At 66.6% G+C, this 18,933-nt stretch carries 18 protein-coding genes; 13 read left to right on the top strand and 5 right to left on the bottom strand.

Annotated elements, in window-relative coordinates; genetic code table 11:
• From ABQF13_RS24125 to ABQF13_RS24085, 9 genes are all read left to right on the top strand, one after another.
• A complete protein-coding gene (locus ABQF13_RS24125) occupies positions 1–1,227 on the top strand; it encodes an acetyl-CoA C-acetyltransferase (protein ID WP_448395330.1) in 1,227 nt (408 codons plus the stop codon).
• A gap of 1 nt (position 1,228) precedes the next feature.
• Positions 1,229–2,005 (top strand): enoyl-CoA hydratase/isomerase family protein, encoded by a 777-nt coding sequence (locus tag ABQF13_RS24120; RefSeq protein WP_448395329.1) that lies wholly within the window; start codon positions 1,229–1,231, stop codon positions 2,003–2,005.
• A 22-nt stretch (positions 2,006–2,027) separates the two neighbouring features.
• Positions 2,028–3,326 (top strand): acyl-CoA dehydrogenase family protein, encoded by a 1,299-nt coding sequence (locus ABQF13_RS24115; RefSeq protein WP_448395328.1) that lies wholly within the window; start codon positions 2,028–2,030, stop codon positions 3,324–3,326.
• 11 nt (positions 3,327–3,337) lie between these two features.
• Positions 3,338–4,114 (top strand): SDR family NAD(P)-dependent oxidoreductase, encoded by a 777-nt coding sequence (locus ABQF13_RS24110; protein WP_448395327.1) that lies wholly within the window; start codon positions 3,338–3,340, stop codon positions 4,112–4,114.
• 76 nt (positions 4,115–4,190) lie between these two features.
• The gene (locus tag ABQF13_RS24105) at positions 4,191–5,318 is read left to right on the top strand and encodes an LLM class flavin-dependent oxidoreductase (RefSeq protein WP_448395326.1); all 1,128 of its coding nucleotides are present in this window, start codon (positions 4,191–4,193) and stop codon (positions 5,316–5,318) included.
• Positions 5,315–6,484, top strand: a complete 1,170-nt coding sequence (locus tag ABQF13_RS24100; RefSeq protein ID WP_448395325.1) for a sulfotransferase family protein — start codon at positions 5,315–5,317, stop codon at positions 6,482–6,484. The genes ABQF13_RS24105 and ABQF13_RS24100 overlap by 4 nt, the downstream gene beginning before the upstream one ends.
• A 2-nt stretch (positions 6,485–6,486) precedes the next feature.
• A complete protein-coding gene (locus ABQF13_RS24095) occupies positions 6,487–7,251 on the top strand; it encodes a sugar phosphate isomerase/epimerase family protein (RefSeq protein WP_448395324.1) in 765 nt (254 codons plus the stop codon).
• A gap of 9 nt (positions 7,252–7,260) precedes the next feature.
• Complete coding sequence (locus ABQF13_RS24090; RefSeq protein WP_448395323.1) at positions 7,261–8,475, top strand: DUF1214 domain-containing protein; 1,215 nt, start codon at positions 7,261–7,263, stop codon at positions 8,473–8,475.
• Complete coding sequence (locus ABQF13_RS24085) at positions 8,472–9,836, top strand: amidase family protein (protein ID WP_448395322.1); 1,365 nt, start codon at positions 8,472–8,474, stop codon at positions 9,834–9,836. Before ABQF13_RS24090 ends, ABQF13_RS24085 begins: the two co-directional genes overlap by 4 nt.
• 48 nt (positions 9,837–9,884) lie before the next feature.
• Here the strand turns inward: ABQF13_RS24085 and ABQF13_RS24080 are convergent, their stop codons facing one another.
• From ABQF13_RS24080 to ABQF13_RS24060, 5 genes are all read right to left on the bottom strand, one after another.
• Positions 9,885–10,322: a hypothetical protein gene (locus ABQF13_RS24080; RefSeq protein WP_448395381.1), complete on the bottom strand. Its 438-nt coding sequence runs from the start codon at positions 10,320–10,322 to the stop codon at positions 9,885–9,887.
• A gap of 63 nt (positions 10,323–10,385) precedes the next feature.
• Positions 10,386–11,750, bottom strand: coding sequence for a cytochrome P450 (locus tag ABQF13_RS24075; RefSeq protein WP_448395321.1), 1,365 nt, complete (start codon positions 11,748–11,750; stop codon positions 10,386–10,388).
• A gap of 25 nt (positions 11,751–11,775) precedes the next feature.
• The gene (locus tag ABQF13_RS24070; protein WP_448395320.1) at positions 11,776–11,970 is read right to left on the bottom strand and encodes a ferredoxin; all 195 of its coding nucleotides are present in this window, start codon (positions 11,968–11,970) and stop codon (positions 11,776–11,778) included.
• Between the two features lie 16 nt (positions 11,971–11,986).
• Positions 11,987–12,847, bottom strand: coding sequence for a mycofactocin-coupled SDR family oxidoreductase (locus ABQF13_RS24065; protein WP_448395319.1), 861 nt, complete (start codon positions 12,845–12,847; stop codon positions 11,987–11,989).
• Between the two features lie 27 nt (positions 12,848–12,874).
• Positions 12,875–13,573: an SDR family NAD(P)-dependent oxidoreductase gene (locus tag ABQF13_RS24060; RefSeq protein ID WP_448395318.1), complete on the bottom strand. Its 699-nt coding sequence runs from the start codon at positions 13,571–13,573 to the stop codon at positions 12,875–12,877.
• Between the two features lie 265 nt (positions 13,574–13,838).
• On the opposite strand from ABQF13_RS24060, the gene ABQF13_RS24055 reads away from it, so the two are divergent.
• Genes ABQF13_RS24055 through ABQF13_RS24040 form a run of 4 tightly spaced genes read left to right on the top strand, consistent with a single transcriptional unit; the run spans position 13,839 to position 18,911 of the window.
• Complete coding sequence (locus tag ABQF13_RS24055; RefSeq protein WP_448395317.1) at positions 13,839–15,341, top strand: aldehyde dehydrogenase family protein; 1,503 nt, start codon at positions 13,839–13,841, stop codon at positions 15,339–15,341.
• Positions 15,338–16,546 carry a CaiB/BaiF CoA transferase family protein gene (locus ABQF13_RS24050; protein ID WP_448395316.1) on the top strand — a complete coding sequence of 403 codons (1,209 nt, stop codon included), beginning with the start codon at positions 15,338–15,340 and terminating at the stop codon, positions 16,544–16,546. Before ABQF13_RS24055 ends, ABQF13_RS24050 begins: the two co-directional genes overlap by 4 nt.
• Before the next feature lie 26 nt (positions 16,547–16,572).
• Positions 16,573–17,748 carry a Zn-ribbon domain-containing OB-fold protein gene (locus tag ABQF13_RS24045; protein WP_448395315.1) on the top strand — a complete coding sequence of 392 codons (1,176 nt, stop codon included), beginning with the start codon at positions 16,573–16,575 and terminating at the stop codon, positions 17,746–17,748.
• On the top strand, positions 17,745–18,911 hold the full coding sequence (locus tag ABQF13_RS24040) for a thiolase C-terminal domain-containing protein (RefSeq protein WP_448395314.1): 1,167 nt from the start codon (positions 17,745–17,747) through the stop codon (positions 18,909–18,911). Before ABQF13_RS24045 ends, ABQF13_RS24040 begins: the two co-directional genes overlap by 4 nt.
• Positions 18,912–18,933: the final 22 nt, after the last annotated feature.

Genomic DNA, 18,933 nt, shown 5'->3' with positions numbered 1-18,933 from the left:
ATGGACGCCTGGATCGTCGACGCCGTACGCACACCCAGAGGCCGTGGTCGGGCGGACGGCGCCCTGAACGGGATCCACCCGCAGAAGTTGTTCGCCCAGTGCCTACAAGCTCTCTGCGCCAGAACGGGTTTCGACCCCGCTGAGGTCGACGACGTCATCGCCGGAAACGGGATTCTGACCGGTGAGCACGGCGACGACATCGCCCGTCTCTCGGTGCTGCTGGCGGGCTGGCCGCAAACCGTGCCGGGAATGACGCTCAACCGGTTCTGCGGTTCGGGGCAGCAGGCGATCACGGTCGCGGCGACCGGGGTGGCCAGCGGCGTGCAGGACCTGGTGGTGGCCGGCGGTGTCGAGTCGATGTCGCGCTGGGACCTCAGCGTCGGCGTTCCGACGATCGACGGCGACAATCCGGAATTTCGCGAACGCCATCCCACGGTGCCGCAGGGCATCTCGGCGGATCTGATCGCCTCGCTGGAGAAGTTCAGCCGCGAGGATGTCGACGCGTACGCCGTCAAGAGCCAGCGGCGCGCCGCCGAAGCGATCGCGGCGGGATACTTCGACCGCTCGGTCATCGCGGTCACCGACGTCGACGGCGGTGTCGTCCTCGACCGTGACGAACATCCGAGGCCGGGTACGACCTTGGAGAAGCTGGCCAAGCTGCCACCGGCGTTCGCACGAATGGGTGCCGAGCGCGTTGACGGTGAGGTCGCCACGTTCGACGAGATCTGTCTCGACCGGTATCCGGGGCTGAAAGCCATTGACCACGTGCACCATGCGGGCAATTCTTCGGGTGTGGTCGACGGTGCGGCGGTGGCTGCGGTCGCTTCCCGACGGTGGCTCGACGCCAACGGCGTTGCCGCGCGGGCCCGGATCCGGTGCACGGCGGCAATCGGCAGCGAGCCGGTCATCATGCTCACCGCACCGGGACCGGCCGCCCAGCGGTGTCTGGAGAAGGCCGGTATGCGGGCCGACGATATCGACCTCTGGGAGATCAACGAGGCGTTCGCGGCAGTGCCGCTGAAGACGATCCGCGACCTCGACCTCGACCCAGCCCGGGTCAACGTCAACGGCGGGGCGATCGCGCTCGGCCACCCGATCGGAGCGACCGGGGCGATGCTCATCGGCACCGTCCTCGACGAACTAGAGCGTCGCGACCTGAACACCGGGCTGGTCACGATGTGCACCGGCGGCGGCATGGGTACCGCGACCATCCTCGAGCGGGTCTGACATGGCCGAGACGGTGCTGATCGACCGGGACCGGCCCGGTATCGTTGTGCTCCAACTGAACCGGCCCAAACAGCTCAATGCCATCAACGAGGTGATGCGCGACGAACTGACGCAGACATTCGCCGAGATCGCTACCGACACCACGGTCAACGCGGTCGCGCTGACCGGCGCCGGGCGCGGCTTCTGCGCCGGCATCGACGTGCGCAACTTTGGACCGGGAATGTTGGCGGCGACCGCACCGGCGATCGAACGGATGCGGTTCCAGGAGGCGATGGCTGCGCTGCCCGAGGCTATCCGCGCGTTGCCGCAACCGGTCATCGCCGCAGTCAACGGACCGTGCGTCGGCGCGGGCCTGGCGCTGACGCTGGCCGCCGACATCCGAATCTGTTCGACGGCAGCATCGTTCGCCAACGCCGCGATCCTGCTCGGCCTGTCCGGCGCCGAGATGGGCATGAGCTATCACCTGCCGCGCATCGTCGGAACCAGCGTGGCGGCGGACTGGATGTTGACAGGGCGCGCGGTGAACGCCGAGGAGGCCGACCGCCGTGGCCTGGTCAGCGAGATCGTCGAACCGGACCGGTTGACCGAGCGCGCATTCGAGATCGCCACGAGCATTGCCGACCTGTCCCCGTTGGGTGTGCAGCTGACCAAGCGCGCGCTGCAGGCCAACACCGACGCACCGCTGGACGCCGCGCTCGAGCTGGAGAACCGCAATCAGGTGCTCAGCCACGCCACCGACGAAGCTGCGCAGCGACGCCGCAAGTGGTCGGACTCCTGAAGCGCTTACGGAAGGACGAACTGTGGCTTGGGATTTCACGACCGACGCCGAGTGGGCCGAGCAGTTGGCGTGGGTCGAATCCTTCGTGCGTGCGGAATGCGAGCCCATCGACCTGATCGTCAAGGAGTCGCATGACCTCAACGATCCGGTGCGCCAGGCGCTGATCCCCCCGCTGCAAGAGATCGTGAAGGAGCGCGGGCTGTGGGCCACCCACCTGGGGGCGCACCTCGGCGGTCCCGGCTACGGTCAAGTCAAGCTCGCGCTGCTCAACGAGATTCTCGGCCGGTCTGAATGCGCGCCAATCGTATTCGGTTCGCAGGCGCCGGATTCCGGTAACAGCGAGATCCTCGCGCACTACGGCACGCCCGAACTCAAGAAGCGGTATCTGGAGCCGCTGCTGGACAACCGAATCGTGTCGTGCTTCTCGATGACCGAGCCCCACGGCGGCGCCGACCCGAAAGTCTTCACCACCACCGCCGCCCGCGACGGCGATCACTGGGTCATCAACGGTGAGAAGTGGTATTCGTCCTTCGCGTCGATGGCGTCGTTCATCATCGTGATGGCGATGACGGACCCCGAAGCGCCGCCGTATGAACGCTATTCGATGTTCGTGGTGCCCGGCGACACCCCGGGTATCAACGTGCTGCGCGACGTCGGGCTCGGCTACCAACCACTCGGCGGCGGCGGGCGCGAGGGATATGTCCGTTACGAGAACGTCCGGGTTCCCGACGACCACATGCTGGGCCCGCGCGGCGGTGCGTTCGTGGTGGCCCAGACCCGGCTCGGCGGCGGGCGCATCCACCACGCCATGCGCACCGTCGGGCTCGTCCGACGGATCTTCGACATGCTCACCGAACGGGCGGTGTCGCGCTACACCCAGGGCTCGGTGCTGGCCGACAAGCAGATGGTGCAGGAGATGATCGCCGACTCGTGGATGGAGATCGAGGCGTTCCGGCTGCTGACGCTGCAGACCGCGTGGAAGATCGACCAGTACAACGACTACAAGGCGGTGCGCGCGGACATCTCCGCCGTCAAGGCCATGATGCAGAAGGTGTTACACGACGTGTCGGCGCGGGCGTTGCAGTTGCACGGTTCGCTGGGCACCTCGCATGAGATGCCGTTCGTGCAGTACCTGACGGAGTCGTTCGTGCTCGGTCTGGCCGACGGGCCCACGGAGGTGCACAAGGTGACGCTGGCGCGGCTGCTGCTCAAAGATGTCGAGCCCGCGCCGGATGCGTTTCCGTCCGAGCACCTGCTGCGACTGCGACAAGCCGCCGAAGTCAAGTTCGCCGACAAACTCGCAGGCATTCCCCGCACGTAGGAGGTTCCACGATGTCGTGTGACGGCAAGGTCGCGCTGGTGACGGGTAGCAGCCGAGGCCTCGGTAAGGCGATCGCGCAGCGGCTGGCTGCCGAAGGCGCGACCGTCGCGTTGACCGCCCGCACCCTCGAGCCCGATCCCAAATACCAAGGTTCGCTGCGCCAGACGCTCGAGGAGATCGAATCCGCGGGCGGATCGGCCATCGCCGTAGCGGCCGATCTGTCCGACAGCGAGCAGCGCAGCCGGTTGTTCGGCGAGGTGGTGCAGGAGGTCGGTGCGCCCGACATCCTGGTCAACAACGCCGCCGTGACGTTCCTGCGGCCCCTCGACGAGTTCCCCGAGCGACGAGTGCGGTTGATGATGGAGATGCACGTCATGGCGCCGCTGCATCTCGCGCAGATGGCGATCCCGGCGATGCGCGAGCGCGGGCGCGGCTGGGTGCTGAACGTGACGTCGGTCGGCGGCGACCTGCCGGAGGGTCCACCATTCTCGGAGTTCGACCGCAGCGCCGGGTTCGGGGTGTACGGCACGGTCAAGGCGGCGCTGAACCGGCTGACGAAAAGCCTTGCGGCCGAACTGTACGACGACGGCATCGCGGTCAACGCCGCGGCGCCGACGAATCCGGTCGCCACCGAGGGTGCGGGCGCACTCGACCTGGCCAAGACCGACACCGAGGACATCTCACTGATCACCGAGACCGCATTCCAGCTGTGCACCGGCGATCCGAAGACGTTGACCGGCCTTATTGCCCACACCCAAACGTTTCTGTCCGAGATCGGCCGATCATGAGCCGCGAGTGTGGGCATGCTTCACGCCATCCGGCGGTTTCGCGTGACGGTAATCCACGTTCGGCACGAAGGAAGCCGTGAAGGTTCAGCCGGCCGCCTACCTGCGCACCACCCTGCCGTTGGACCTGTCGCAGCTGCCCGAGCTGGACAGCGGCCGCTACCACTCGATCTGGCTGCCCGACCACATGGTCAGCTTCTGGCCGGACTCCATCTGGACACCGGAATTCACCGATCTGGCAACGGTTTCAAAGTCGCCGCACCGGCACCTCGACGCGATGGCGGTCGCGGCCGCTGCGGCGGTGTTGACCCGCAACGTCCCGCTGGTGACCAGCGTCGTCGACACGGTGCGACGTCATCCGTCGCTGCTTGCCCAAAGCGCGCTGACCATCGACCAGCTGGCCAAGGGCCGCTTCATCCTCGGCCTCGGCAGCGGCGAGACCGAGAACACCGTGCCCTACGGGTTCGACTTCACCAGGCCGGTCGGCCGCTTCGAAGAGGCGCTGCACGTGATCCGGCTGCTGTGGGACAGCGACGGCCCGGTCGACTTCGACGGGCGGTTCTACCGGTTGCGCCACGCGCGTCTAGACACCGAACCCTACGGCGACCGGTTCCCGCCGATCTGGATCGGGGCAAGCGGGCAGCGCACGCTGGACATCGTCGGGCGCTACGCCGACGGCTGGTGGCCGACCGGCGCATGGACGCCCGAGGACTACGCGCAAAAGCTCACCGCCGTAAGGTCTTCCGCGGACCGGGCCGGCCGCGATCCGATGGCCATCACCCCGTGCTACATCCAGGTGTGCCTGATCGCACGCGACGACGCCGCGCTCGCGGAGATCCTGACGGCACCGCTGGTGAAGGCGTTCCTGTTGCAGGTATCGGCGCCGCTACTGCGCAAATTCGGCTACGAGCACCCGATGGGGGAGAACTGGCGCGGTTATCAGGACATCGACCCCGCGGTGCTCACCCGAGAACGGATTCTCGATTTTCTTGCAGCGGTGCAGCCCGAGATGATCCTGGCGGTGATCCCGCACGGCACACCGAAACAGGTCGCACACACCGTCAAGGACTACGTCGATGCGGGCCTGCGGGTGCCCAAGATTCTCGACTACGGCGGGATGGCGGGCCTGCGGCACGCGGCGGCGTCGGCCCAGCACGTGCGCGAGGCCGAGGACGAACTTCTTCGGCTGTGTGGAGAAGTGCGGTGAGCGCACGGTTGGACGCGACCGCGATGCTGGACCGGGCGCAGGCCGACACCGGACTACAGGACTACGGTGACGTCAGCCTGCCGCAGCGATTCGCATTGGTCGTCGAGCACCTGAACAGCATCGGCTTGGACGCCGACGGTGCGCGAAGGGCCGCCGAGGTGTGTCACTGGCTGCTGACCACGCGGCTGCAGTTCTTCGAAGACCGTCGCCGATATCCGTTGGCGGGCGAAGTGATCGAGCGACCCATGTTCGTCACGGGCGAACCGCGTTCGGGTACCACGCTGATGCACGCGCTGATGTCGGTCGACCCCGACGCACGCGCCCTGCGCTTCTGGGAGGTGATGTACCCGTCACCGCCACCAGGGCTCGCCGCAGCAGACGATCCCCGCCGCGCCCGCGCGGACGCCGACTGGCGTGAGATCAACGCCAAACTACCGAAGTGGCTGCACAGCCACCCGTACAACGACATGCTCGGCGACGGTCTGCCCGAGGACGAACGCACCTGGGCCTTCGACTTCCGGGTGATGACACCGACAGCGTGGTGGCGAGTGCCGATGCCGACTGTCGTCGGCGGCCTGCCCACCGACCCCACGGCGCAGTACCGCATCCACAAGGCGATGCTGCAACAGTTCCAATACCGCCGGCCACGTAAACAGTGGGTGCTCAAGGGCTTCCACGGATTCCGGCTCAACGAGCTGTTTGCGGCCTATCCCGACGCGAAGCTGTTATGGCTGCACCGCGACCCCGTCCAGGTGGCGGCGTCGCGCACCATGATGATGGCCGACATCGGTGAAGGGATCGTCGGCTCCATCGACCTTGAGGCAGCGGCAAAGATGCACCTGGACCTGACCCGCGAGAGCATCGAGAACACGATGACCAACCCGCTGGTGAGCGACCCGCGGATCCTGCACGTGCGCTACACCGACTTCATCGCCGACCAGGTCGGCACCGTGCGCCGGTTCTACGACTTCTGCGGCCGGTCGCTGAGCGCGCACGCGGAGGCGGCGATGCGGGCCTACCTGGTGAACAATCCCGGCGACCGGCACGGCAAGTTCCGCTATTCGACATCGGTGCTGACCGACATCGGAGAGGACCTCGGCGCGCTGCACGAGGAATTCCGGCCGTTCCGGGAACGGTTCGGCGTCGAGATCGAGAAGCGGAACTGACCGTGCACGAACGGCTCTCGGTGCACAGCGTGACCTTCCTCGGTGCGCCGTCGGGCGAACTGCACCGGTATTGGCAGTCGCTGGGCCTGCGGCGGCTGAGCCTCATCGACACCCAGCTGACCGACCCGCAGCTGGCGCAGCTCGTCGCCCGGCACGGCTATGTGGTCGACTCGGTCTACCACCTGTTCCGCTCGACCGCGGCCCTGTCCCGGGTCATCGACGCCGCCGCGGCGGTGGACGCGCGCGTCGTCTACATGCTGACCGGAGGCCGCGGCGAGCACAGTTGGGAGCAGGCCGCCGAGCGGTTCTGTGCGGCGGTTGCGCCCTGCGTCAGGCAGGCCGAAAGCGCGGGGGTGACGCTGGCGATCGAAAATGCCTCGGCGCTATACGCCGATATGCACATCGCCCACACCCTTCGGGACACGATCACGCTGGCCGAGATGGCGGGGCTGGGTGTCTGCATCGACCTGTTCCACTGTTGGGCCGAAGCGGGCCTTGCCGGGCTGGTACAGCAGGCGTTGCCAATCACCCGACAGATCCAGCTGAGCGACTACGTGCTCGGCGACCGCGCCCTGCCGGCGCGCGCCGTACCCGGCGACGGCGCGATCCCGATCGAGCAGTTCATTGTGCTGGCGCTCGCGGGCGGCTATACCCACGGCTTCGACCTGGAATTGATCGGGCCGCGCATCGAGGCAGAAGGACAGTTCGACGCGGCGCGTCGCGGCTGTGAGACCGTAACCACCATGCTCGAAAGACTCGGCGCATAGGGGAGAGCGATGGCGTTCGGAGACGGCCCGGATGACGCCGCGCTGAACGCGGCGTGGGGAGAGTTCTGTGACCGGCTCAAGGCGGCGGGCCAACGGGTGTTCAAAGACCACAACGCCCCCACGGGTCTCCAGCGTGCCGACGGCTTCCGATTCCTCACCCAGAACCTCGGCCAGGCCTTCGACCTTGCGCTGGAAACCAAGGACAGCCGCTACCCGGCCATCCACACCTTCTGCAACCCCACCCGCAAGCTCGGCGGCGACTGTGCGGACTTTCTCTACCAGCAGGCATGGATCGACGGGCAGTCGACCTATCGCCTCGTCGGGGAGCGCGGCACCGCACGCTTTTTCAACATCACCGTGCAGGGGCCGAGGTCCGACGGGCCAGGCGTGCTGTCCGAACCCTTCGGAGATGTGCCCGAGGTGAACCTGTTCGGCGATCGGCTGGACGTCGAACCCGACGGCGCGTTCGAGATCTACATCGGCGGCCCGCAGCGCGGGCCGAACTGGCTGCCCACTACACCGGGCTCACGAAAACTCTTCATTCGGCAGGGCTTTGACTCCTGGCAGGAACGGCCCGCGCGGATGCGGATCGAGCGCGTCGGCATGGAAACCCCCAAACCGCCACCCACCGCGGCGTCGATGGTCGAGGCGATGCAGTGGGCAGGCGATTTCGTGACCGGGCTGATGGACGACTGGCCCGAGTACCCGTTCCGCTACGGAGGGGTGGACGCCGAACACCCCAACCGCTTCCCCGACGTCGACCGAACGGACGCGGACGCCAGGCGTGGCCGCGCGGCGGCGAACATGCACTGGGTGATCGGCCCCGACGAAGCGCTCGTCGTCGAGTTCGACGCCCACGAGGGGTTGTGGATGTTGACCAACATGGGTGTGTTCTTTACCAGCATGGACTACCTCTACCGGCCGGTGAGCTACACGCCCAGCCGAACCGCGGTCGACGGTGACGGCAAGATCCGCCTGGTGCTCGCACATCAGGATCCGGGGTACCACAACTGGATCGACACCCAGGGCTTCGAGCGCGGAAACCTCACCTACCGGCACATGCTCGACGGCGCGCCCGCCGAACTGCACACCCGACTCGTCAAGGTCGCCGACCTGGGCGATGTGCTGCCGCGCGATAGTGCAACCGTGAACCGCGGCGAGCGCATCACGCAGATGTGGCAGCGGTTCAACGCAATTCGGCAGCGTTACGGATGGGGACCATGACCGATATCACGCTACAGCCCGCTCGCCGCCTGGCCGAGGCCATTCGGCGGCGCGAGCTGTCCAGCCGTGAACTGCTCGAGCACCATCTGTCCCGTGTCGAGCGGTTCAACCCGCCGCTGAACGCCGTTGTGACAATCGATCCCGACACCGCGCGCCGCGCGGCCGACGCCGCCGATGCCGCGCTGGCGCGCAACGAGACCGTCGGCCCATTGCACGGTGTGCCGATGACGGTCAAGGACACCTACGACACCGCGGGGATGCGCACCACCGCTGGGCATCCCGAGTGGGACCGTGTGCCCGACCACGACGCGCAGGCAGTCCGGCGGCTGCGCGCGGCAGGTGCGGTGATCTTCGGCAAGACCAACACGCCGACCCGCGCCGCCGACTGGCAGACGTACAATCCCATCTTCGGCACCACCAACAACCCGTGGGATACCAGCCGCACCCCAGGCGGCTCGTCGGGCGGTGCGGCCGCTGCGCTGGCCACCGGGATGACCGCGCTGGAACTCGGCAGCGATATCGCCGGATCCATTCGGGTGCCCGCGAATTGGTGCGGTGTGTGCGGGCATAAGCCGAGCTGGGGCATCGTGCCGCAGCGCGGACATCTGCCGCCGCCACCGGGGGCGCTGGCCGAAAGCGATCTCGGGGTGATGGGTCCCATGGCACGCGATGTCGCCGACCTCGAAGCCGCGCTCGACGTGCTCGCGGGACCGACCGAGCTGTCGGCCGTCGGCTGGCGCCTCGAACTGCCGCCGGCGCGCGCGTCGACGCTGGGTGAGTTGCGGATAGCCACATGGCTCGACGACGCGGACTACCCGGTGGAGTCCGACGTCGGCGCGGTGCTCGACGCGGCCGTGACCGCGTTGTCGGGGGCCGGTGCGCGGCTCGTCGACGCGAAACCTCCGGTGACGCTTGCCGAACTGGTCGGTCTGCACCAAATATTGCTGTACCCGCTGATGGACACGACATCGACACTGCTGCACCGCCAGTGGATGTCGGCCGACGAGCGGCGCCAACTGCTGCGAGCCAAGATGGCGGACTTCTTCGGTGACGTGGACGTGCTGCTGATGCCCGTCACCGTCGTGCCCGCCGTCACGCACGACCACCATGAGCCGTTCATCGAACGGCTCATCCCGTTTGGCGAGGAAAGTCGTTCGTACTTCGACCTTTTCGGCTGGGTGGGTCTTGCCACCGTGGCGTATCTGCCCGCCACGGCCGTTCCCGTCGGTCGCACCGCGACTGGGCTGCCCGTCGGGGTGCAGGTCGTCGGCCCCTATCTGGAGGACCGCACCACGCTTACGGTCGCGCGGCACATCGAAAGGCTGCTGGGCGGCTTCATCGCTCCGCCCGGCTTCACGTGATTTGTGTGCGTTTATGCGCGCTCAGCGCAACAAAACGCACACAAATCCTTACAGCCGGCGCAGCGCGAACGTCCAGAACTGGCTTCCCGGCGGACCACCGAAGCAGCCGACGTCGTACACCGAGTCGATGGTGCCGGCCAACGACACCTCGTCCCAGGAATAGGTGTCGCGGGTGGGCATCACATGCCCGGGGCATTGCAGACCGTCGGGCACGTCGACGGTCATCGTGTAGCGGCCGTCTTTGAGGAAGGCCTCGCCGTCGTATTCGTAGTAGAACTTCAACCGCGATATCCCGCTGACAGCCGCGCAGTCCGGTTGTTTGTGCGGATTGCACGGCGTGATGAACCACACCCACGACGCCCGGTTGTATCTATTGGTGAGCACGTCGTAGTTACCCCACGTCATCATCGCCGCAGCGGGCGGTGCTATCAATGTCGCCGCCGTCACCAGCGTCACTGCCGCGATGAGCGCCTTCAGGGCCTTCAACGATTTCACCAACGTCCTCCTGGCTGCATATCAAACCACCCGGTGGGGGATTGGGTGACTTCTTCAGGTGATAACGGCAGGTTCCTTGCGTTCGGTGATCGGTCGCGCGAGGTCTTGCTCGTTACAAATGCGTTGCAACTTCTCAAGAGTCTCGTCGAGGCCCGGGCCCAGCGGCTTGCTCGGGGTGAAGGTGGCGGGCAGGTTGCGCATGCCCTGGATGACGCCGATCGTCTCGTAGTGCACGGTGCCTTCCGGGTCACACACGTAGTCGGGCATCCGGTCGAGCACCGCCGTCAGCATCGACTTGAACACCGTGCGCGCGACGTTGGACCCCACGCATCGGTGCACTCCTATCCCGAAGCTGAAGTGGCGGTTGCCTTTTCGGTCCAGCACGATCTCGTTGGGCTTGTCGAACACCGCGGGGTCGCGGTTGGCCATCGCCCACGACAGCCACAGCCGCTCGAACTTCTGGAACTGCTGACCTTCGACCTCGACGTCCTCGGCGAAGGTGCGGCCGTCCCCGGGCGCGGGCGTGAAGAAGCGCAGGAACTCCTCGGTCGCCGGGTGCAGCAGCGTGTCGCGCTCACGGCTGAGCCGTTCCCGCTCGTCGGGGTGCTCGCCGAGCCACTCCAGCGCATGCGCGGTGAGCGCGGTGGTGGTGTCGAAGCCGCCGCCGATGATCAGACCGAGGTTGCCGAGAATCTCCATGTCGGGCGCGGGTTCACCGTCGATGCGCAACTGCAGCAGCGCATTGACCAGGCCGGGACGTGGATTCTCGCGGATCTCCATCATGTTGTTGATGATGTCGATGCCCATTTCGCGGTGCTGCTCGTTGATCTTCTCGCGCTCGGGTGCGTGCTCGGGGGTGTACACCGACGCGTGGGTGGGCTCGCTGTAGACGTTCCACTTCTTGAGCTCGATGCCCATCATCGCGAGCGTGAACACCGCGGGCACCACGTTGGCCAGGTGCTCGACGAAGTCGATTCGGCCGCTTTCGATGTGTTCGTCGAGTGCGGCGCGGGTGATCTCATCGACAAACGGTTCCCAGCGCTTGATCGCGGCGGGCGACAGATACGGGTTGAGCGCGCCGCGGTAGATGCTGTGCTCGGGCTCGTCCATCTCGAGGATCCCGCCGCGCACGACGGTGGCCCGACTGGCTTTCGGGATCGTGATGCCTTGGAACGGTGTCTCGCCGGTGATGTCGTGATGGTTGGACACCGCCGGGCAGCGCGCCAGCTCGAACACGTACTTGCTGTCGGCGGCGACCCAGTGCCCGTTGTAGGTGTCGGTCCATGCGATCGGACACCGGGACTGCATTTCCTCGGTGATCTTTTCGAACTGCAACCGGTATTCCGGTGTGTGGCGATCGAAGTGATACCGATTCTTCTTGCGATCGCTGTCGGCGGCGCTCAAGTCGTCGACGCTCACGTCTGCTCTCCTGTGTTCTGCTGGGTCACTCTTCGATCGTGATGGCTTGCTCTGGGCAGGACTGCGCGGCTTCGCGCACCGCGTCCTGCTGATCCGGTGGAACCACTTCGTTGACCGGCGACGAGGTGCCGTCAATATCGCTGAGCTCGAACGAATTCGGCGCGATCATCGCGCACAGCGTGTGGCCCTGGCACCGTTCGGAGTCGACGTAAACCTTCATCTGCGTTGACCTCCGGTTAGTTGTGGTAGTCGTACCACTTGAGATAGCCGCCGGCGTCCACCCGTATCTGCATCCCGGTTACGTAACGGGCTTCGTCGGAGGCCAACCACAACACGGCGTTGCTGATGTCCTCGGGCTCGATCCACGGCACCTTCATCGCCTGCTGCACATAGAACACCGGCTCGGCGTCCTGCAGCGTCGGCTTCTCCAGGTCGGGGCGGAACGACCGGTACATCGGTTCGCTGCGCAACATGTCGGTGTTGCAGTTGGTCGGATGCACCACGTTGGCCCGGATGCCGCGCGGGGCCAGTTCGGTCGCCAGGTCGTGGACGTACGCCGACAGCGCGCGCTTGGAGTGCACGTAGGCCATGCCACCCGGATCGTTGCCGGGATCGTTCTTCTGGTGGGTGTCCATCAGCGCCGCGGTGGATCCCGTCGCCACGATCGCCGCGCCCTCAGACAGATGCGGCAGCGCGACGTTGATCGCGTTGATCGTGCCGACCAGGTTGGTGTTGATGACGTCGACCCAGGCTTGAAGCGGCGGTTGGCCTTTCATGCCGGCGACGCCCGCCTGGGCGACGACGATGTCGACCTTACCGAACTCGCCGATACCGCGCTCCAACGCCTCACGCAGCTGGGCGGCTTCGCGGACGTCGGCCTGCGCGGTCACCGCGGTGCGGCCGGTCTTCTCGACGAGCTTGCCGGTCTCCTCGAGGTCCTCCGGGGTGGCCATCGAATAACCGATGGTCGGGATGTCTTGGCACAGGTCGACCGCGATGATGTCGGCGCCCTCTTCGGCCAGCCGCACCGCGTGGCTGCGGCCCTGTCCGCGCGCCGCGCCGGTGACGAATGCGACCTTTCCTTGTACGCGTCCCACTTCGTTGTGTCCTTTCGTTATCGGCAGTTAGGTGTTTCGGCCGCCGTTGACGCCCAAGATCTGTCCGGTGATATAGCCCGCCTCCTCCGAGACGAGAAACGCGCAAGCGGCCGCGATGTCCTCGGGCCTGCCGATGCGGCGCACCGGCGTGGTGTCGATGCTCTCCTGCACCTTGAGGTAACCGCGTTCTTCGGACTTGCGCAGCATCGGGGTGTCGATGAACCCGGGCGGCACGGCGTTGACCGTGATGCCGCTCGGCCCGTATTCCAGCGCCAGTGATTTGGTCAGCCCGTTGACCGCCGACTTGGCCGCCACGTACGGCGACATGTACGGCTGCCCGGAATGGGTGCTGGACGAGGAGATGTTGACGATGCGGCCCCAGCCGGCCTCGATCATGTCGGGCAGCACGGCCTGCACACAGTGGAAGACACCGTTGAGGTTGACGTCGATCACCTTCTGCCAGTCCTCGAACGTGATGTCGGTGAAGCGCTTGAAGCGTTCCAGGCCGGCCGCGTTGACCAGAACCGTCACGGGCCCGAGTTGGGCGCGCACCGCGGCGAGCGCGTCATCGATCTGCGAGCGGTCGGTCACATCGGCGGTGTAGGCGAACTCGGCGTCGGATGCAGTGATGTCGATCGTGGCGACGTGCAGACCGTCGGCGCGCAACCGATGCGCGATGGCAGCTCCGATGCCCGAACCACCACCGGTCACGACGGCGTTCTTCATGCCACCGCCCGAACGTCAACTATCAAGAATCGTCCTTCCGAATATGAGAACCGTACTCTCGGCAACTGTGATCCCGCAAGACATCACGCCTGTTCGATTCGCATCGATGAGACGTCGAGCCGACGATTGTCGCACCATTAAAGCGCAGGCAGCAGGGATTCTGATCATTTCCTTGAGTTCTCTTCGTACGAATGTATGATTCGCCGAGGATGAGAATGAAGTTTCCATCACATTGCACCAGATGGGACGTGTGCTGAGGAGGACGATGCAGGAAGCGACCACGATCCCGAAGGGCAATCAGCCGGCGGACACCGCCGCCGGGAAAGCCGACCGACGCATGTTGATCGACGGGCAGCTGCTCGAGACCTCGCGGACGTTTCCTTCTGTTAATCCGGCCACCGGCGAGGTGCTCGGCCACGCCCCCGACGCCACCGTCGCCGACGCCCACGCGGCGGTCGCAGCGGCGCGTCGAGCGTTCGACGAAACCGCCTGGGCGACGGATGCGCAGCTTCGTATTAGGTGCCTGGAACAGTTGCATCAGGCGCTCGTCGAGCACCGCGACGAACTCGCCGACCTGACCATCGCCGAAGTCGGCGCGACGCCCGCGCTGTGCGCGGGAGCCCAGCTCGACCAGCCGATCGCGATCGTGCGGTACTACGCCGACCTGCTGAAGAGCTATCCGATGACCGAAGACCTCGGCAACATCGAAAGCCGCGGCATGCAACATCACCGCTGGGTGGAGAAGGAAGCCGCCGGCGTGGTGGCCGCGATCATCGCCTACAACTATCCCAACCAGCTGGCCCTGGCCAAGCTCGGTCCCGCACTGGCCGCCGGGTGCACCGTCGTGCTCAAGGCCGCGCCGGACACCCCGTTGATCACGCTCGCGCTCGGCGAGCTGATCGCCAACCACACCGACATCCCGGCCGGCGTCGTCAACGTGCTCAGCGGGGCCGATCCCGATGTGGGTGCGGCGTTGACCACCAGCGCCGACGTCGACATGGTCACCTTCACCGGTTCGACGCCGACCGGCAGGCGGATCATGTCGGCCGCCAGCGAGACCCTCAAGCGCGTCTTTCTCGAACTGGGCGGCAAGTCCGCGGCGATCGTGCTCGACGACGCCGACTTCAACACCGCCGCGTTGTTCAGCGCCTTCAGCATGGTCACCCACGCCGGGCAGGGCTGTGCGCTGACGTCGCGGCTGTTGGTACCACGCAAACACCGCGACGAGATCGTCGAACTGGTCAAGAACAACTTCGGTCTGGTGCGGTACGGCAACCCGGCCGACGAGGGCATCTACATGGGGCCACTGATCAGCGAGCAGCAGCGCGACAAGGTCGACGGCATGGTCAAGCGGGCCGTCGAAGCGGGCGCCACGCTGGTGACCGGAGGCCAGAAGGTCGATCCCGGCTTCTTCTACACGCCCACGCTGCTGACCGACGTCGACCCCGACAGCGAGATCGCCCAGGAGGAGGTGTTCGGGCCGGTGCTGGCCATCATCGCTTACGAGGACGACGACGACGCGGTGCGCATCGCCAACAACTCGATCTACGGGTTGTCGGGGGCGGTGTTCGGCAGCCAGGAGCGGGCGCTGCGGGTGGCCCGCCGGATCCGCACCGGCACCTTCTCCATCAACGGCGGCAACTACTTCAGCCCCGACAGCCCGTTCGGCGGCTACAAACAGTCGGGCATCGGACGCGAAATGGGCACCGCAGGTTTGGAGGAATTCTTGGAATCCAAGACGTTCGCGACGGTGGTGGGGCAGCAATGAGCAAGCCACTGGAGGGAATCCGCGTCCTCGAGGTCGCGATGTACGGCTTCGTGCCGTCCGCCGGTGCCGTGCTGCGCGAATGGGGCGCCGACGTCATCAAGGTCGAACACGCGGTGACGGGTGATCCGCAGCGCGGTCTGCGCCAGACCGGGCTGCTGCGCGTCGAAGGCGACCCCAACCCCAACATCGAGCACGCCAACCGGGGCAAGCGCAGCATCGGGCTGGACATGTCGGTGCCGGAGGGCCGAGAAGTGCTGTTGGACCTGGCCCGCCGCGCCGACGTGTTCCTGACCAGCTTCCTGCCCGCGCATCGTGAGAAGTTCAGCATCGACGTCGACGACATCCGCGCGGTCAACCCCGCGATCATCTACGCGCGGGGCAGCGCGCTGGGCCCACGCGGTGAGGAGTCGGTGAAGGGCGGATACGACATGACCGCCTTCTGGTGCCGCGCGGGCACCGCCGCGACCATCACCCCACCGGGCACCCCCGGCATGGTCGGTCCACCCGGACCGGCCTACGGCGACACCATCTCCGGCACCAACCTGGCCGGCGGGATCGCCGCCGCGCTGCTCAAGCGCGAGCGGACCGGCGAGACGTCGGTCGTCGACGTCTCCCTGCTGGGCAGCGGGCTGTGGTCGCTGGGCCATACCGTCGCGCTGACCAAACACCTCGGCCAACGTATGGAGGCGTTTCCGCCCGGCGTGCACGGCTCGCCGATCAACCCCCTTGTCGGGCTGTACCCGACGGCCGACGACCGCTACATCTCCTTTGTGATGATGCAGCCCACCAAGTTCTGGGCCGACGTGTGCCGCCACATGGACCTCGAGGAACTCATCGACGACCCGCGGTTCGCCACCACCGAGTCGATCGCGGAGAACACCGAGGCCGCAACGGAGATCCTCAAAGAGGCCATGGCCAAGCGCCCGCTCGCCGAGTGGAGCGAACGCTTCGCGACGCTGCTCGGACCGTGGGCGCCGGTGCAGGACACCCTGCAGGCGGCCGAGGACGCCCAAATCCGCGCCAACGAATATCTGGTGCCCGCGGGCGAGCTCGAACTGGTCGCGAACCCGGTGCAGTTCGATGTCAAGGCGCCTGAAACCGCACCCGCGCCCAGCTTTGCAGAGCAAACTGACGAAATATTGCTGGAACTCGGCTTGGATTGGGACCGCATCATCGAACTCAAGACGGCCGGCGCGGTCACCTAGGTTGCTGAGAGGTTCTGGATCACCAAATGCCCCATGTCGCTTCGATCGGCACCTACCTGCCGTGTTGGGGTAGCCCCACACGCCGGGTGCCGGGCGACGACGAAGACGCCATCACGCTGGCCGTCGAAGCCGGCCGTGCGGCGTTGCTGGCTAGTGGCGCAGTAGAACGCGTCGTCCTGGTCAGCCGCAACATGCCGATGTTGGACAGCAGCAGCGCCGCGGTGCTGCTGGCCGGGCTGGGCCTGGACCCGGAACTGGAAGTCGACGAACGCCTCGGTGGCGCGCCCGCGACCGTCGACGCGCTGAGCTCGGCGCGGCCGCGCACGCTGATTATCGGCAGCGATCTCGAACCCGCCGGCGCCGCCGCCGTCCTGACCGCCGAGCGCGGCCTGAAGGTCCGCACCGCGGCGCGCATCGCGCGCAGCCTTCCGGTGCGCACCCGCAAAGCGACCGGCGACGTGCACGACTACGGCGACCTTCGGTTGCTGCACGAGCGGGGACTCATCGCCTCCCTGGAAGCCGCCTGGCTGGACACCCCGGCCGCGGTAGCCGGGGTGGACCACGCCACCGCGGTGGAGCTGAGCATCGGCGATCCGCCCGAGTTGCCGACCGTCGGGGCGAGCTCCAGCCTGTTCGCGCTAGCCGGGATGGCCGAACGAAACGCGACGGGGCCACTGGTGGCGGTCGAACAAGCCACCCTGTCCGGCATCACGGTCACCGAAGGCGTGGCCGAACTGCACCGCCGCGAGCCCCCGCCGCAACCGATGCCCGACGGCCAGTACGTCGCAGACGCCGATCTGCCGATCTCACTGGCCGCATACGAGCGGGCCTTCGAAGCCAAAACCCGTTGGGAAGCAGGCAGCTTCGCCGACGGCGACACGCTGGACTTTCCGCCGCGCTACCGGCTCGCCGACGACGGGACGCTGTCCACCGGTTACGAACTGGTGCCGCTGCCCAGAACGGGAGCGGTGTACACCGAGACCACGGTGCAGATGCCGGTGCCCGGTCTGCGCACTCCCTATTCGCTGGTGATCGTCGAACTCGACGGCGTCGGGGTCCGCGCGCTGGTCAAGGTGACCGGAGCCGCGCCCGGCACGGTCGACATCGGTGACCGCGGCCGGTTGGCGCTGCGCCGCGTCGCAGTGCGCAGCGGCGTGCCCGACTACGGCTACATGTTCGAGCCAGAACAGGTCGTGGCATGAGACGCGTCGCGGTCGTCGGCGCCGGAATGACAGCGTTCGGCGAGCATTTCGCGCTCGGCATGAAAGACCTGCTGCCGATGGCATTCGCCGAGTGTGCAACCAGCGTGGACAAGGGCATCGCCAAACACGACCTGCAGGCCGCCTGGTTCGGGGCGATGGGCACCGCCGACGGGTTCCCCGCCGGAATCCTCGCCGACACGCTCGGATTGCCCGACCTGCCGGTCACCCGGGTGGAAAACTCGTGCGCCACCGGAAACGACGCGGTACGCAACGCGTTGTTCGCCGTCGCCTCTGGCGCTTTCGACGTCGCTCTGGTCATGGGAGCCGATAAGCTGCGCGACACCACATCAGCGGACATGGTGTGGGAGTGGGAGGCGATGGCCCGTGACATGGCGTGGGACTACCCGCTGGGCCTCGTCTCGCCTGCCGGATTCGCGCTGCACGTTCGGCGTTACCTGCACGAGTCACCCGCTACCCGCGAGCACCTGGCGATGGTCGCGGTGAAGAACCACCGCCACGGCGTCAACAACCCCAAGGCGCGGTTGCGCTTCGAGATCACCATCGAGCAGGCGCTTCAGGCGCCGGTGATCGTCACGCCGTTCGGGTTGTATGACTGTGCTCCGCAAAGCGACGGTGCAGCAGCGCTGATCCTGGCTGCCGAAGACGTGGCCGACCGCTTCACCGACCGGCCTGTGTGGGTGAGGGGAGTCGGCCTGGGCTTGGATTCGGTGATGCATCAACACAAACCGGATATGACGACGTTTCCCGCGACGGTCCGGGCGGCCAAGCAGGCATTCACCATGGCCGGTATGACACCCGCCGACGTCGATGTGGCCGAAGTCCACGATTTCTTTACCGGCATCGAGTTGATCAGCTATGAAGATCTCGGCTTCGCAGAGCGCTTCGGTGGCTACAAGCTTGTCGAGACCGACGTCACCAGTGTTGGCGGTGCGCTGCCGGTCAACCCCAGCGGCGGACTGAAGGCCAAAGGCCATCCACCGGGGGCCACCGGGGTGGCGCAATGCGTCGAGCTTTTCCAGCAGCTCCGTGGAGACGCGGTCAACCAAGTGGACGGAGCGCGGATCGCCTTGGCGCACAATATCGGTGGGCCGACGGCCGTCTCTGCCGTCACGATCCTGGAAGGAGCCGGTCATGGCTGTTAAGGGTCCGGAGCGGTGGGCGGTG

The organism is Mycolicibacterium sp. XJ879, from assembly GCF_053483935.1.
Note: the sequence above shows the minus strand (reverse complement) of the source record. Positions and strands in the feature narration are given on the sequence as shown.